Genomic DNA, 13,970 nt, shown 5'->3' with positions numbered 1-13,970 from the left:
TTGTTCTGGGCCAATTTGACTAATTTTTTGGGCGATGTTCTGATTGACTTGAAATGCGCAAGCATAAGCGCAGATTGGAGGAACCGCATGGCCACGACCATCTCCGGGCTTGAGATCCTGGGTCCGATCAACCCGGGCTTCGAGGCGATCCTGACGCCGGAGGCGCTGGCCTTCCTGGCGGAGCTGGAAGGGCGGTTCGGGTCGGAGCGGCTGCGCCTGCTCGACGTGCGGACCAAGCGGCGGGCGCTGATCGAGCAGGGCCACACGCCGGACTTCCTGCCGGAAACCCGGGCCATCCGCGAGGCCGACTGGACCATCGCGCCGCTGCCGCACGACCTGCTTGACCGCCGGGTGGAGATCACCGGGCCGGTGGACCGCAAGATGATCATCAACGCGCTGAATTCCGGCGCGAAGGTCTTCATGGCGGATTTTGAGGATTCGAGCTGCCCGTCCTGGAGCAACCTGATCGACGGGCAGGTCAACCTGCGCGACGCCGTGCGGCGGACGATCGCCTTCGACGATCCCGTGTCGGGGAAGAAGTACCGGCTGAACGACAGGACCGCCGTCCTGACGGTCCGCCCGCGCGGCTGGCATCTGGCGGAGAAGCACGTCCGGCTCGACGGCGAACCGGTGTCGGGCGCGCTGTTCGACTTCGCCCTCTACGCCTTCCACAACGCGCGGGAGCTGCTGGCCCACGGCTCCGGCCCCTACTTCTACCTGCCGAAGCTGGAAAGCCATTTCGAGGCGCGGCTGTGGAACGAGGTGTTCTCGGTCGCCGAGGATTATCTGAAGATCCCGCACGGCTCGATCAAGGCCACGGTGCTGGTGGAAACCATCCTGGCCGCCTTCGAGATGGACGAGATCCTCTACGAGCTGCGCGACCATTCCGCCGGGCTGAATTGCGGGCGCTGGGACTACATCTTCAGCTTCATCAAGACCTTCCGCAACGACCCCGCCGCCGTCCTGCCCGACCGGGCGGAGGTGACGATGGCGACGCCCTTCCTGCAGTCCTACAGTCTGCTGGCGGTCAAGACCTGCCACCGCCGCGGCGCCCCGGCCATCGGCGGCATGGCCGCCTACATCCCGGTGAAGGACGACCCCGCGGCCAACGAGACCGCCTTCTCCAAGGTCCGCGCCGACAAGGAGCGGGAGGTGTCCAACGGCCATGACGGCACCTGGGTTGCCCATCCCGGCCTCGTCCCCGTCGCGCGGGAGGTCTTCGACGCCTACATGCGCAAGCCCAACCAGATCGACCGCAAGCGGGCCGACGTCAGCGTGACCGCCGCCGACCTGCTGGCCGTGCCGGAGGGGCCAAAGACCGAGCACGGCCTGCGCAACAACGTGGCCGTCGCCATCGGCTATCTGGAGTCGTGGCTGCGCGGCACCGGTTGCGTGCCGCTGTTCAACCTGATGGAGGACGCCGCCACCGCGGAGATCAGCCGCACCCAGCTCTGGCAATGGGTCCACCATCGCGCCACGCTGGACGACGGGCGCCCGGTGACCATGGAGCTGGTGGACGAGACCATCGCCGAGGAGCTGGCCGCCTGGAAGACCCGCGTCGGCGACCGCGCCTTCGAGCGGGGTCTGTACGAGGACGCCGCGGTGATGCTGCGCGACCTCTTGGAGCGCGACGACTTCGTGGATTTCCTGACCCTGCCGGCCTACGACCGCATCGTCGCGCAGGGGGCGTAATGCCCCCTCCCTAACCCTCCCCCTCTACGAGGTGGAGGGGACTGCCGCCACTCCGCGTAAGGCATCCTCTCCCTCGAAGAGGGGGAGGGCCGGGGTGGGGGCAACACTCGCGACGCGCTTTTCCAACATGCCCAACCTCCTTGGCAAAAGGCGGGGGCTTCGCCATGTTCGCTGGCCTGCCCGCGTCCCGAGCCAGAGGTTTCGTCCCCGTGTCCACACCCTCCACCGTTCCGCCGCCGTCGCGCGGGGCCGAGTCGCTCGCGCTGCTGCTTCTGGTCGGCGGTTTGATCGGGGTAATCTTTCCGGTCACCAAGATCGCGCAGGCGGCCGGCGTGCCGCCGCTGCCCTGGGCGTTTTCCATGATGCTGGGTGCCGGGGTGATCCTGGCCGGGCTGGCGCGTTTCAAACGGCAACCGATGCCCCTGACCGGGCGGTATCTCCGCTATTTCGCGGTGTCGGGGCTGCTGTCCATGGCGCTGCCCAACGTGGTGCTGTTCTTCGTCATGCCTTGGCTGGGGGCCGGGCTGTCGGCGGTGGTCTACACGCTGCCGCCGATCCTGACGCTGCTGATGGCCGTGGCGGTGCGGATCGAGACGCCCGACCGCGGTCGGGTGGCGGGCATTCTGCTCGGATTCGTCGGCGCGCTGATGATCGTCGGGCCGCGCGGCAGCCTGCCCTCGCCCGATCTGGCGGGTTGGATGGCACTGGCCTTCGTCATGCCGCTGTCGGTCGCGGCGGGCAACGTCTACCGCACGATGGCGTGGCCGCCGGGCGGGCAGCCGGTGGCGCTGGCCGCCGGCACCATGCTGGGCGGGGCGGGCTGGGTCCTGCTGGCGCTGCTCGGCACCGGGGCGGTGGCGGAGTTGCCGGCGCTGGGGCTCGCGCCCGGACTGGCCCTGCTCCAGATCGCGGTGACGGCGCTGACCTACGTGCTGTATTTCCGGCTCCAGGTGGTCGCCGGGCCGGTCTATCTCAGCCAGATCGGCTACGTGGCGACCTCCGTCGGGCTGGGCACCGGGACGCTGCTGTTCGGCGAGCGCTATTCCCCCTGGGTGTGGGGCGGGGCGGCGGTGATCGTCCTGGGCGTGCTTCTGGTCAGTTTTGGCCGGCGATTCGCGCGATAAGCTGTGGCATCGCCGCCGCGCACCGTGGTACCAAGGCCGGTCCGCGACGTCCGCGTCCTATCCTATTCGGTCCGTGATCCTTCCGGCATGCAAACCTTCCTGGAATTCGAAAAGCCGATCGCCGAGCTTGAAGGCAAGATCGAGGAACTGCGCCACCTGACCAACGCCGGCGACATCAACATCGCCGACGAAGTGACGAAGCTGCAGACCAAGGTCGACAAGCTCCTCCGGCAGACCTACGCGAAGCTCACCCCGGCGCAGAAGGTGCAGGTGGCCCGCCACCCCAACCGTCCGCACTGTCTGGACTATGTGAAGGGGCTGATCGACGACTTCACGCCGCTGGCCGGCGACCGTGGCTTCGCCGAAGACCGTGCGGTCATCGGCGGGCTGGGCCGCTTCCGCGGCCGTTCGGTCGTGGTGATCGGGCAGGAGAAGGGCCACGACACGGAAACGCGCGTGCGCCACAACTTCGGCATGGCCAAGCCCGAGGGCTACCGCAAGGCCCAGCGCCTGATGGACCTCGCCGACCGGTTCAATCTGCCGGTCGTCTCGCTGGTCGACACCGCCGGCGCCTTCCCCGGCGTCCAGGCGGAGGAGCGCGGTCAGGCCGAGGCCATCGCCAAGAGCATCGAGCGCTGCCTGCGCCTGACCGTGCCCATGGTGGCTGCGGTGATCGGCGAGGGCGGGTCCGGCGGCGCCATCGCCATCGCGACCGCCGACCGGGTGCTGATGCTGGAGCACGCCATCTACTCCGTCATCTCGCCGGAGGGCTGCGCGTCGATCCTGTGGCGCAATCCCGACATGGCCGGCGAGGCCGCCGTCGCGCTGCGCCTGATCAGCCACGACCTCAAGGAACTTGGTGTCATCGACCGGGTGGTGAGCGAGCCGATCGGCGGCGCCCACCGCGACCCGGCGGAGACCGTCAAGGCCCTCGGCGACGCCATCGAGGAGTCGCTGGGCGATCTCGACGGGCTGGACGGCGCGGCGATCCGCGCCCAGCGCCGCCAGAAGTTCCTCGACATGGGCCAGAAAGGCCTGGGGTAAGACTCCATGGCCGCCGCACCGGAGACCCGTCCCTCCAAGACCCGTCTTCTGCGCTTGGCGGCCACCGTCAACCTCGCCGCGGTGGTCGTGGCGCTGCTGGCCCTGTGGCTGCTGCCGCCGCTGTTCGCGCCGCCGCCCGGCATCGCCGATCCGGGCACGCGCATGGCCTTCTGGGGGCGGCTCGCCCTCTGGCCCGCGCTGCTGCTGTTCCTGACGGTGGGCGGGGTGCTGGTCGCCCGCGCCCGCTCCGTCGCCCTGAATCCCATCGACGACGCCGAGTCGCGCTTCTACCGGGTCAGCCAGCGCGTGCTGACCAACACGGTGGAGCAGACGCTGATCTTCCTGCCCGCTCTGGCGGCGCTGGTGGCGCAGATGCCACTGCCCGACCTGGGCTTCGCCCGGCTGGCGACTGCGCTGTTCGTGCTGGGCCGCCTGCTGTTCTGGGCGGGCTACCTGATCCATCCCTATGTGCGGGCGCCGGGCATGGCGGTCACGCTGACCGTCAACCTCGTCGTGCTCGGCTGGGCGCTGGTGCTCGCCATCGTTTAAGACGCGGAGCGGCCGCAACCCCGCTCCCCAACGCCTCCGGCTTGTGTCATAGATTTCGCCGTATGCCGTCCGATTGCCGGTGAAACCGATGACGCTCCTTGTCCGCTGCCCTTCGCTGCTTCAGATCGTCCTGTCCGCGATCCTTCTGCTGACCGCGTTGCTGGAGCTGTTCGACACCATGCTGGAGGACCTGATCGGCGTGGAGATCACCACCGCGCACGGCCTGCTCGTCTTCGCGCTTGGGAAAATTCTCAAGGAATGGATCGAGGTCCGCAGGCAGTTCTCCGAAACGCGGGAGAAGCTGGGCGAGGCGCGGGTGACGGAAGCGGCGCCTTCCAGCCTCGGCTGACCACCGGAACAGTCCCTAGAGCCAGCGCCGCCGCTTGAAGTAGATCATCGGCAGCGTCGCCGACAGGATCATCAGCATCACCGCCAGCGGATAGCCGAAGGTCCAGTTCTTCTCCGGCATGGTCACGAAGTTCATGCCGTAGATGCTGGCGACCAGGGTCGGCGGAAACAGGGTGACCGTCAGGATCGAAACGATCTTGATGATCTCGTTCTGCTCCACGTTGATGCGCCCCAGCGTGGTGTCCAGCAGCAGGCTGACCTTGCCCGACAGGAACTGGGCGTACTCGCCGAGCCCCGTCACGTCCTGCAGGGCGGCGCGCGCCCAGCGCCGGGTCCGCTTGGCCGGGGTCCAGCCCTCGCCGCGGGCCAGAAAGGTCAGCAGGCGGTTGAGCGTGGACAGGCTGACATGGGCCTTGCCGATCAGGTGCCCGGTGTGGCCGATGCGCTTCAGCGTGCGGGTGTCGTCCCGCCGCTCCCCCTTGACCGGCAGGGCGCGCCCGCGGAAGGCGCGGCTGCCCATGGTGTCCAGTTCCAGCCCGACACGGCGCAGGACGGCGGCGGTGCGCTCCACCACACCATCCAGCAGGGCAGCGAGGACCGCCTCGGCCGTCAGCTCCGCGCCGCCGCTGCGGGTGACGCGACGGCGGAAGGCCAGGAAGGGCTGAGGGTCGACGGCGTGGATGGTGGCGAGTCGCCCGCCGGCCAGGACGAAGCTGACCGGCACGATGCGCGGCTGGTCGGTGTCGGCCCAGACCAGGACGAGCGCGGTCATGTGCACGGCGCCGGGGGTGATGCGCAAGCGGCTCGATTCCTCGATTTCCGCCATCTGCTCCCGAGTCGGCAGTTTGATGCCCATCAGCGCCTCGGCGCGGGCCAGCTCCTCCGGTGTCGGGTTCTGCAGGTCGAGCCAGACGGCCTCGGTGGGCAAGGGGGTGCGGACGCCCTCGGCCTCGCGGGCCCAGCGCAGCCGGTCACCGTCGCAGGCGAAGACGTGGAGCATGGCGGCGGCCCGCCTTAGAGGAGACGGCCGAAGCGGCGCGGCTTGCGCGGCTGGGGTGGCCCAGCGGGGCCATCGGCGTCATCGGCGGCGGCGTCCCCTTCCGGAAGGTCAACGGGCGCGCCGTCCTGGCGCAGCGCGGCCTCCAGCTTGCGCCGGAAGGCCCCGCCGTCGTCCTTGGAGTCGAGGAAATGCCCGACGGCTTCCTTCGCCGAGTCGCGGTCGTAGGGGACCTTGCCGAAGACCGACAGCTTGGCGCGCTCCAACAGCTTCGGGTCCATCCGTTCGCGGATGGCCTTCATCTGGCGGAGCAGGTCCTTGCGCACGTCGGACATGGCCGGTCCCCCTCGCTTGACCTAGTTACTCGCGGCCGATCAGCGTGCCGGCCCCGCCCTCGGTGAAGATCTCCAGCAGCAGGGCGTGCGGCACCCGGCCGTCCAGGATGACGGCGGCGTCCACGCCCTGCTCGACGGCGTCGATGCAGGTCTCGATCTTCGGGATCATGCCGCCGGTCGCGGTGCCGTCGGCGATGGCGGCGCGCGCCTGATCCAGCGACATGCGCGGCACCAGCTCCTTGTTCTTGTCCAGAACGCCGGCGACGTCGGTCAGCAGGAAGAAGCGGGTGGCGCCCAGCGCCGAGGCGACGGCGCCCGCCGCGGTGTCGGCGTTGATGTTGTAGGTGTCGCCGTTGCGGTCGAAGCCGATCGGGGCGATGACCGGGATGATGTCCGACTGGGCCAGCGACGTGAGGATCTGCGGGTTCACCTGATACGGCTCGCCGACGAAGCCGAGGTCCAGCACCTTCTCGATGTTGCTGTCCGGATCGCGCTGGGTGCGGCGCAGCTTGCGCGCGGTGATCAGGCTGCCGTCCTTGCCCGACAGGCCGACGGCGCGGCCGCCCGCGTTGTTGATGGCGGCGACGATCTGCTTGTTGATGGAGCCGGCCAGCACCATCTCGACCACCTCGACCGTCTCCTTGTCGGTGACGCGCAGGCCGTCGATGAAGCTGGACTTGATGGCCAGCCGCTGCAGCATCTGGCCGATCTGCGGGCCGCCGCCGTGCACGACCACGGGGTTGATGCCGACCTGCTTCAGCAGGACGATGTCGCGGGCGAACTTCTCCGCCAGGCTGTCGTCACCCATGGCGTGGCCGCCGTACTTGATGACGAAGGTGCGCCCGGCGTAGCGGCGCATGTAGGGCAGGGCTTCGGACAGGGTGCGGGCCTTGGCGAGCCACTCGTCGCGGGTCGTGTTCTGCACGGGATGGAGCCGTTCGTCGGGGTGGGCCAGTCGGGTGAGAGTCGGTCGACTCTTTAACGGAAAGCGCGGGGGGTGCCTAGGGGGCTTTTTCAGGCGGGCGCCGCGTTCGGGAACCCTTGCCGCGCCCGGCGGTTCGCCAAAGCAGGACGAACCGCTCAAGGACCCGGTCATGAACGACCGCATCATGCCGACCCCGCGCAACCCCTTCACCGAGGCCCACAAGGCCGAGATGGAGGAGACCGCCCGGCGGGCCGAGGAGATTTACGGCTCGCCCGACGCCCAGGAGGTGACGGAGGCCAACAAGGCGCTGAAGGAGCAGGCCCGCGGGGACGGCAAGGCCGGGTCGGGCAGGCTGGATTCCGAGGGGCCGGGCGCCGATCCGGTGGTGACCGGGAATGTGCGCAAGCCCGGCTGAGGAAGCCCGGCTGAGACGGGTCAGGACGCGCCGGCGTGGCCCGCCCGGCGGCCGGCGATCCGCCCGGCCAGCAGGGTCATCGGCTGGGTCAGCGCGGTGACCACCACCGCCATCAGCACCATGGCGGAGAAGCAGGCCTCCGACAGCACCCCGGCCTCCAGCAGGATGGTCAGGACGATGACCTCCATCAGCCCCTTGCAGGACATCAGCGTGCCGAGCCGCCAGGAATCGGCGGCGCTCTCGCCCGACAGCCGGGCGGGCAGGGCGGTGCCCAGGACCTTGCCGAGGATGGTCGCCACCGTCGCCAGCGCGAAGACCCACCATTGCGCCGAGGCGGCGAGGTCGAGATTCACCTTCAGACCGGTCAGGGTGAAGAAGAAGGGCAGCAGGATCAGCGTGGCGAAATGCTCCAGCCGGTCCAGGATTGCCGCCGCCAGCCGTCGCGGCATGACCGTGCCGGCGACGAAGGCACCCAGGATGTAGTGCAGCCCGATCAGCTCCGTCACCGCGGCGGAGCCGAGCAGGGCGGCGCAGGTGACCACCACCACCATGTCGCCGACGTCGCCGTCCGGGGCGATGCGGTTCATCAGCCGGGTCACCAGGGGGCGGGCAAACAGCGCCGTCGCGGCGAGATAGGCGAAGCCCAGGACGGCGATCCATGCCACTCCGGCGAAGCCGCCGCTTCCCCCCGCCGCCAGGGCCAGAACGGCAGTGATGAGAAGCCACAGCAGCGCGTCGTTGACCGCCGCGTAGCCCAGCGCCAGCCGGCCGACCCGCTCGCCGATCAGCCCCATCTCGCGCAGGATGGCGCCCAGCACCGGCAGGGCGGTCACCCCGACGCAGATGCCGAACCCCGCGGCGAACAGCAGCGGGTCGGCCTTCGGCCCGGCCATCTCGGGAAAGGCGCCGACGATCCACCAGCCGAGCGCCCCGCCGAGCAGGGTCGGCACCAGCATGCTCGACAGGCTGATCCCGACGAAGGCGCGCCCGCGCCCCTTGAACTCCTCCAGATCGAGATGCAGCCCGGTCAGGAAGGCGAAGAAGACCACGGCGAGCAGAGCCAGCCCGGAGAGCGGCGCCAGCGACTCCCTGGCGAACAGCGGTTGCCAGAGTTCCGGGGCGGCGTTTCCAAGAACCGACGGACCGAGCGCGATCCCGAACAGGATCTGGATGACCACCATCGGAGCCACATGCTTCAGGCCGGACAGCCGCCACAGCAGGAACGGGCCGGCGATCAGCAGGATGGCCTGGATGAGGAACAGCAGCGCCGGCGTCAGCTCGACGGGCATCGGGTCATCCCAGGCTGGCGAGCTGGGCGAGGCTGGCCCGCAGCTCCGCGATGCCCTGGCCCTTCTCGGCGCTGGTGGCGTGAATCTCCGGGAAGGCGGCGGGGTGTTTCTTGATGGCCGCCACGGTGCGCTTGCTCACCTCGGCCAGTTCCTGCGACCGCACCTTGTCCGACTTGGTCAGGACGACGACGTAGGGCACCGCCGCCTGATCGAGCATCGTCATGATCTCCTCGTCGTTGGGCTTCAGCCCGTGGCGCGAATCGACCAGCACCAGCGCCCGGCGCAGCGTGACGCGGCCGCGCAGGAAGCGGCGGACCATGTCGTTCCAGATCTCGATCTTCTCCTTCGATTCCTTGGCGTAGCCGTAGCCGGGCATATCGACCAGCTTCAGCCGGTTGCCGAGGTTGAAGAAGTTGAGCTGCTGGGTGCGGCCCGGCGTGTTGGAGGTGCGGGCCAGCGTCTTGCGCCCGGTCAGCGCGTTGACGAGGCTGGACTTGCCGACGTTGGAGCGGCCGGCGAAGGCGACCTCCGGCAGGTCGGCCTCCGGCAACTGCTCCGCCGTCTGGGCGCCCCAGATGAAATCGCATTCCTTGGCGAACAGAAGCCGCCCCGCTTCCAGGGCCTCCTCGTCGAAACCGGAGATCGGGGAGCTGCTGGAAGAGGTCATGGACGGCGCTTTCGAAAGACACGGGGTACGGATGATCGTGACCGGCCCAAAACATAACCGCCGGCAAACGCCCGTCAAGGGAGGCGCTTGCCGGCGGTCAATGCCCTGAAGTCAGGGAGGCCGGGTATCAGGTGGAACGGTCCCTCAGGTCACCTTCACACCGTCCTGCCGCATGATGATCCACTGCTGCGCGATGGACAGGGTGTTGTTCCAGGCCCAGTAGATCACCAGACCAGCCGGGAAGCTGGCGAGCATGAAGGTGAAGATGATCGGCAGGAACTGGAACACCTTCTGCTGCACCGGATCGGGCGGTGCCGGGTTCAGCTTCTGCTGGAAGTACATGGTGATGCCCATGATGATCGGCCACAGGCCCAGCATCAGGATGTGCGGCGGCTGCCACGGGATCAGACCGAACAGATTGAAGATGGTGGTCGGATCGGGCGCGGACAGGTCGTGGATCCAGCCGAAGAACGGCGCGTGCCGCATTTCGATGGTCACGAACAGCACCTTGTACAGCGCGAAGAAGACCGGGATCTGGATCAGGATCGGCAGGCAGCCCGACACCGGCGAGACCTTCTCGCGCTTGTAGAGCGCCATCATCTCCTGGTTCAGGCGGACCTTGTCGTCGCCGAAGCGTTCGCGCAGCTCCATCATCTTGGGCTGCAGCTTCTTCATCTTGGCCATCGCGTGATACGACTTGTTGGCCAGCGGGAAGAAGGCCGCCTTGACGATCACGGTGAAGACCAGGATGGCGATGCCGAAGTTGCCGAACAGGCGACCCAGCAGATCCAGACCGTAGAAGAACGGCTTGGTCAGGAAGTAGAACCAGCCGAAGTCGATCGCCAGATCGAAGTTGGCGATGCCCAGCTTGTCCGAATAGTCGTCCAGCAGGCGGACCTGCTTGGCGCCGGCGAACAGGCGGTCGGTCAGCTCGACGGTGGCGCCGGGGGCGACCTCCACGGCCTTGCCGAGCGTGTCGACCTGATAGCGGTCGGCGGCGCCGGGGGCGGAGTGGACGAAGCGGGCGGTGATCGGGGCCTTCTGGTCGGGGACCAGCGAGACCAGCCAGTATTTGTCGGTGATGCCGATCCAGCCGCCGGTCGACTGGGCGGAGATGGTGCCGGCCTTGCGCAGGTCGTCGTACTTGTGCTCGTTCAGCTTGCCGTCGAAGACGCCGAGCGGGCCCTCATGCAGGATGTAGTAGCCGTCGGTGTGCGGCGTGCCGGCGCGGCTGACGAGGCTGTAGGGCAGCAGGCTGACCGGGGCGGAGCCGGTGTTGCGCACCTTCTGGGTGATCGTGAACATGAAGTTCGGATCGACCGCGATGGTGCGCTCGAACACCAGGCCCTTGCCGTTGTCCCAGGTCAGGAGCAGCGGCTGGTCCGGCGTCAGCGCGGTGCCGGCGGCGGTCCAGCGGGTGTCGGCGCCGGGGACCGGCTGCGACTTGTCCTCCGGAACCCAGCCGAACTCGGCGTAGTAGGCCTCGGGCGTGCCGGCGGGGGCCAGCAGGACGATTTCCGGGCTCTTGGGATCGGGGGTGACGCGGTAGTCGGCCAGCGTCAGGTCGTCGATGCGGCCCCCAACCAGATTGACCGATCCGTGCAGCGACGGCGTGTTGATCTTGACGCGCGTTCCGGCGGCCATCTGCTCGGCGAGCAGGCCGGCGCGGTCGCGGACCGTGGCGGGAGCCGCCGTGCCGGGCACCGAACCGGGAGCGGCGCCCGGAGCGGGCGCGGCGCCGGGGGCGACCGACTGCTCCGTCTGGGCGGCCTGCTGCGCAGCCTGCTGCTGCTTCACCCGGGGTCCATCGTAGAAATACTGGAATCCCAGGAGGATGGCGATCGACAGAGCGATCGCGAGGATGAGGTTGCGTTGATCGGTCATGGCATCCCGGTTGCCGTGGGCCTTCTGTTAAGAAGGGGGCCGAACGCCGGTTTTCAGGCCGGCATGCGAATTGCTGCATCGATGCGCCGCGTCGTCCGGCCCGTGCGAACAGCGGGTGGACCGCCCCGGCTCGGGCACGGGATCATATCCCCACCCGCCCCAGGGATGGCAGCGCAGAAGCCTCCGGACGGTCAGCCAACTGCCCCGGATCGCTCCGTGCTTAGATAGCGCATCCAGCGCATAGTTTGAACAGGTCGGCTGAAATCGGCAGTGCCACCCGATGAAGGGCGACAGGGTCCACTGATAACCGACCACGAGCGCACGCAGAAAATAGGCGAGCGGGCTCACGCGCCGACCTCCCCGCCGCCGGAACCATTGCCGGTCCCGCCGTTGGAAGTGACGGCGTTTGGCCCGCCATTCACCTCGTTTCTGGACGCGTCGCCTTTAGAGACGTCGCGCCACAGGCCGAGGCGTTTCAGCGCCGCGATCAGATCGCCCACAAGCTCCGTCCACGGCCTTTCGGCCGTCGCGGCGCGGGCCACCAGCACGAAATCGTGACCGGGGGCTGCGTGGGCGGTCAGAATTTGGCGGGCCGCTTCGCGAAGGCGGCGGCGTGCGCGATTGCGCACGACCGCGTTCCCCACTTTGCGGCTCGCCGTCAGGCCAAGACGAATCGGCGGCTCGCCAGGGGCGGGCCGCTGCCGTTCGTCGTGTCGGCGCACCTGCAGGATAAGGCCGGGAGCCACATGCTTGCGCCGTGTACCGGCCACGGCCAGAAACTCCGGCCGCCGCTTCAGGCGCCCGACCCTGGGGTCCGGCGCCGCCATGCGTATCAGGCGCTCAGGACACTGCGGCCCTTGGCGCGACGGCGGGCAATCACCTTGCGGCCACCGACGGTCGCCATGCGGGCGCGGAAGCCATGCCGGCGCTTGCGCACGATTTTGCTGGGCTGGAACGTGCGTTTCACGGCACCATACTCCTCGATCTCAGGGCAAAAAATGAGCCCCGCTGTATAGAGGTACCGACCCCCGGAGTCAATCACGCGCTGCCACCCAAGCGTGGGAAATATTCTCCGTTTGGATGGGCGAAGGCAAGAAGGGTGGCGCAAAGGAGGGTGAAAAGGGGTAGAGCCCTGCCTCCCCCGCCGTGCGGTGTGTTTACCCCCTGACATTCGCGAAAGGTCCGGGGGAAGTCGGCATGCTGCACCGGCGGCAATTCATCGTGTCCAAAAACACCCACGCGCTCCGTCCGGATTGGGTGAGCCGTGACATCGGCGGGCTCGTCCTGTCCCATTGTCCCGACCTGCCGGTCCGGCGCGTGCTGGGCGCCGACAAGACGGTCTGGCATCTGCTGGGGCTGCCCGTGCAGACCGACCCGGCGCGCCCCGACCCGGTGGAGGCGCTGGCCGCGTCCCGCGCCGGAGACATTGCGGAGCTGTGCCGGTCCTGGACGGGACGCTGGCTGCTGCTCAACAACCGCGCGGTCCATCTCGACACCGGCGGGACGCTCGGCTGCTTCTACGGGATGGTGGACGGCGCCCTGACCCTCACCTCCAGCGCCGGGGTGATGGCCGAACTGCTGGGCGACGAGGCCAGCTTCCGCCGCCCTCTGGCGCACGAGGCCGGGCTGGACTGGTACCCGCTGCCCGGCTCCGGGCTGGCGGGGGTGCGCCGGCTGCTGCCGACCCAGGTGCTCGACCCCGCCCGCCCGATGGACGATCCGGGCTTCCTGACCTTCCGCCGGCCCTTCCCGGCGGTTCCCCCGGGTTTTTCCGATTCGCTGGCCTATGAGCGGATGGAGTCCATCCTGGTCACCGCCATCCGCAACCTGCACCGGACCCTGTCGGGGGCGGAGGGTGGCCACCGCCCGCTGATGCTCCAGCTCACCGCTGGCTACGACACGCGGCTGCTGCTGGCCGCGGCGCAGAAGGCCGCGGTGCCCTTCGCGACCTTCACCTTCGACCACCGCGACCTGACGCCGGGCGACCGCAAGTTGCCGCCGAAGCTGGCCCGGCTGGCCGGGGTGGAGCATCACCTGATCCCCTGTCCGCCGCTGGACGCCCAGCGCGCGCGCGACTACGCCGCCCACACCGGCGGGCACACCGCGGCGATGGACGGGGAGTTCTACGCCAACGGCGCCTGGGACGGCGTGCCGGAGGGCGCCGTGGTCCTGCATGGCGGCGTTTTCGAGGTGGCGCGCTGCTTCTACTGGGGGCAGATCCCGCCGGGCCTCGCCGCCGACGGCGAGGACACCGCCGCCCGGATCTTCGACGCCTTCCGCGGCAAGCTCTACAACCCGCCGTCCCATTGCGAGGCGCTGCGCGAATGGTTGGCTTGGGCGGCGCGGACGCCGGACGTCCTGCCCGGCGGTGCGATGGACCTGCGCGACCGCTTCTATCTGGAGCAGCGGGTGGCCGGCTGGTTGTCGGCCATCGACCAGGGGGTGGACCTGACCGGGCGGCAGCTCTTCCAGGTCGGCAACTGCGCGGATTTCCTGGCGATCGCGCTCGCCATGCCGGTGGATGTCCGCCGCTCCAGCCAGCATCAAGCGGAGCTGATCCGCCGCATGGCCCCGGACCTGCTGAGCGAGCCGATCAATCCGCCGCAGCCCGCCGTGCTGCGCCAGCTCCGCAAGCTGCCGCGCCGCCTGAACAAGCTGCGCACGGCGATCGGGCACCATCTGGCGCGAACGTCGGCGTAGG

16 protein-coding genes are annotated in these 13,970 nt (G+C 68.9%); 7 read left to right on the top strand and 9 right to left on the bottom strand.

All coding sequences use genetic code 11. The features are described from left to right. Positions 1 to 87: 87 nt before the first annotated feature. The 5 genes from aceB (at position 88) to AMK58_RS12485 (ending at position 4,758) form a co-directional block, all read left to right on the top strand. On the top strand, positions 88 to 1,692 hold the full coding sequence (aceB, locus tag AMK58_RS12505; RefSeq protein WP_035674128.1) for a malate synthase A: 1,605 nt from the start codon (positions 88 to 90) through the stop codon (positions 1,690 to 1,692). Between the two features lie 209 nt (positions 1,693 to 1,901). Continuing rightward, the gene (locus AMK58_RS12500; protein WP_051140250.1) at positions 1,902 to 2,816 is read left to right on the top strand and encodes a DMT family transporter; all 915 of its coding nucleotides are present in this window, start codon (positions 1,902 to 1,904) and stop codon (positions 2,814 to 2,816) included. 87 nt (positions 2,817 to 2,903) lie between these two features. Continuing rightward, positions 2,904 to 3,860 carry an acetyl-CoA carboxylase carboxyltransferase subunit alpha gene (locus AMK58_RS12495; RefSeq protein ID WP_035674125.1) on the top strand — a complete coding sequence of 319 codons (957 nt, stop codon included), beginning with the start codon at positions 2,904 to 2,906 and terminating at the stop codon, positions 3,858 to 3,860. A gap of 6 nt (positions 3,861 to 3,866) precedes the next feature. After that, positions 3,867 to 4,409, top strand: a complete 543-nt coding sequence (locus AMK58_RS12490) for an MAPEG family protein (protein WP_035674122.1) — start codon at positions 3,867 to 3,869, stop codon at positions 4,407 to 4,409. A gap of 88 nt (positions 4,410 to 4,497) precedes the next feature. Then, positions 4,498 to 4,758 (top strand): hypothetical protein, encoded by a 261-nt coding sequence (locus AMK58_RS12485; protein ID WP_035674119.1) that lies wholly within the window; start codon positions 4,498 to 4,500, stop codon positions 4,756 to 4,758. A 15-nt stretch (positions 4,759 to 4,773) separates the two neighbouring features. Here the strand turns inward: AMK58_RS12485 and AMK58_RS12480 are convergent, their stop codons facing one another. The 3 genes from AMK58_RS12480 to argB are packed head-to-tail and all read right to left on the bottom strand — an operon-like array spanning position 4,774 to position 7,014. Further along, positions 4,774 to 5,757 (bottom strand): magnesium transporter CorA family protein, encoded by a 984-nt coding sequence (locus tag AMK58_RS12480; protein WP_035674117.1) that lies wholly within the window; start codon positions 5,755 to 5,757, stop codon positions 4,774 to 4,776. A 14-nt stretch (positions 5,758 to 5,771) separates the two neighbouring features. Further along, the gene (locus tag AMK58_RS12475) at positions 5,772 to 6,089 is read right to left on the bottom strand and encodes a hypothetical protein (RefSeq protein WP_035674115.1); all 318 of its coding nucleotides are present in this window, start codon (positions 6,087 to 6,089) and stop codon (positions 5,772 to 5,774) included. A 25-nt stretch (positions 6,090 to 6,114) separates the two neighbouring features. Beyond that, positions 6,115 to 7,014 (bottom strand): acetylglutamate kinase, encoded by a 900-nt coding sequence (gene argB, locus AMK58_RS12470; protein WP_035674113.1) that lies wholly within the window; start codon positions 7,012 to 7,014, stop codon positions 6,115 to 6,117. 169 nt (positions 7,015 to 7,183) lie between these two features. On the opposite strand from argB, the gene AMK58_RS12465 reads away from it, so the two are divergent. Further along, positions 7,184 to 7,429, top strand: a complete 246-nt coding sequence (locus AMK58_RS12465) for a hypothetical protein (RefSeq protein WP_035674110.1) — start codon at positions 7,184 to 7,186, stop codon at positions 7,427 to 7,429. Positions 7,430 to 7,449: 20 nt separating this feature from the next. Here AMK58_RS12465 and AMK58_RS12460 read toward each other — a convergent pair whose 3' ends face one another. The 6 genes from AMK58_RS12460 to rpmH form a co-directional block, all read right to left on the bottom strand. Then, complete coding sequence (locus AMK58_RS12460; RefSeq protein ID WP_035674106.1) at positions 7,450 to 8,718, bottom strand: cation:proton antiporter; 1,269 nt, start codon at positions 8,716 to 8,718, stop codon at positions 7,450 to 7,452. Positions 8,719 to 8,722: 4 nt separating this feature from the next. Continuing rightward, positions 8,723 to 9,385, bottom strand: coding sequence for a ribosome biogenesis GTP-binding protein YihA/YsxC (yihA, locus tag AMK58_RS12455; RefSeq protein WP_035674103.1), 663 nt, complete (start codon positions 9,383 to 9,385; stop codon positions 8,723 to 8,725). 144 nt (positions 9,386 to 9,529) lie between these two features. Continuing rightward, positions 9,530 to 11,269: a membrane protein insertase YidC gene (yidC, locus tag AMK58_RS12450; protein ID WP_035674101.1), complete on the bottom strand. Its 1,740-nt coding sequence runs from the start codon at positions 11,267 to 11,269 to the stop codon at positions 9,530 to 9,532. 27 nt (positions 11,270 to 11,296) lie between these two features. Continuing rightward, complete coding sequence (gene yidD, locus AMK58_RS29495; protein WP_335338647.1) at positions 11,297 to 11,584, bottom strand: membrane protein insertion efficiency factor YidD; 288 nt, start codon at positions 11,582 to 11,584, stop codon at positions 11,297 to 11,299. Positions 11,585 to 11,613: 29 nt separating this feature from the next. Continuing rightward, complete coding sequence (gene rnpA, locus AMK58_RS12445; protein WP_035674098.1) at positions 11,614 to 12,096, bottom strand: ribonuclease P protein component; 483 nt, start codon at positions 12,094 to 12,096, stop codon at positions 11,614 to 11,616. 5 nt (positions 12,097 to 12,101) lie between these two features. Further along, on the bottom strand, positions 12,102 to 12,236 hold the full coding sequence (gene rpmH, locus AMK58_RS12440; RefSeq protein WP_014239280.1) for a 50S ribosomal protein L34: 135 nt from the start codon (positions 12,234 to 12,236) through the stop codon (positions 12,102 to 12,104). Between the two features lie 230 nt (positions 12,237 to 12,466). Here rpmH and AMK58_RS12435 point away from each other — a divergent pair, with 230 nt between their 5' ends. Further along, positions 12,467 to 13,969 (top strand): hypothetical protein, encoded by a 1,503-nt coding sequence (locus tag AMK58_RS12435; protein WP_035674095.1) that lies wholly within the window; start codon positions 12,467 to 12,469, stop codon positions 13,967 to 13,969. The last annotated feature ends 1 nt before the right edge of the window (position 13,970 follow it).

The organism is Azospirillum brasilense, assembly GCF_001315015.1.
GTDB lineage: Bacteria > Pseudomonadota > Alphaproteobacteria > Azospirillales > Azospirillaceae > Azospirillum > Azospirillum brasilense.
Note: the sequence above shows the minus strand (reverse complement) of the source record. Positions and strands in the feature narration are given on the sequence as shown.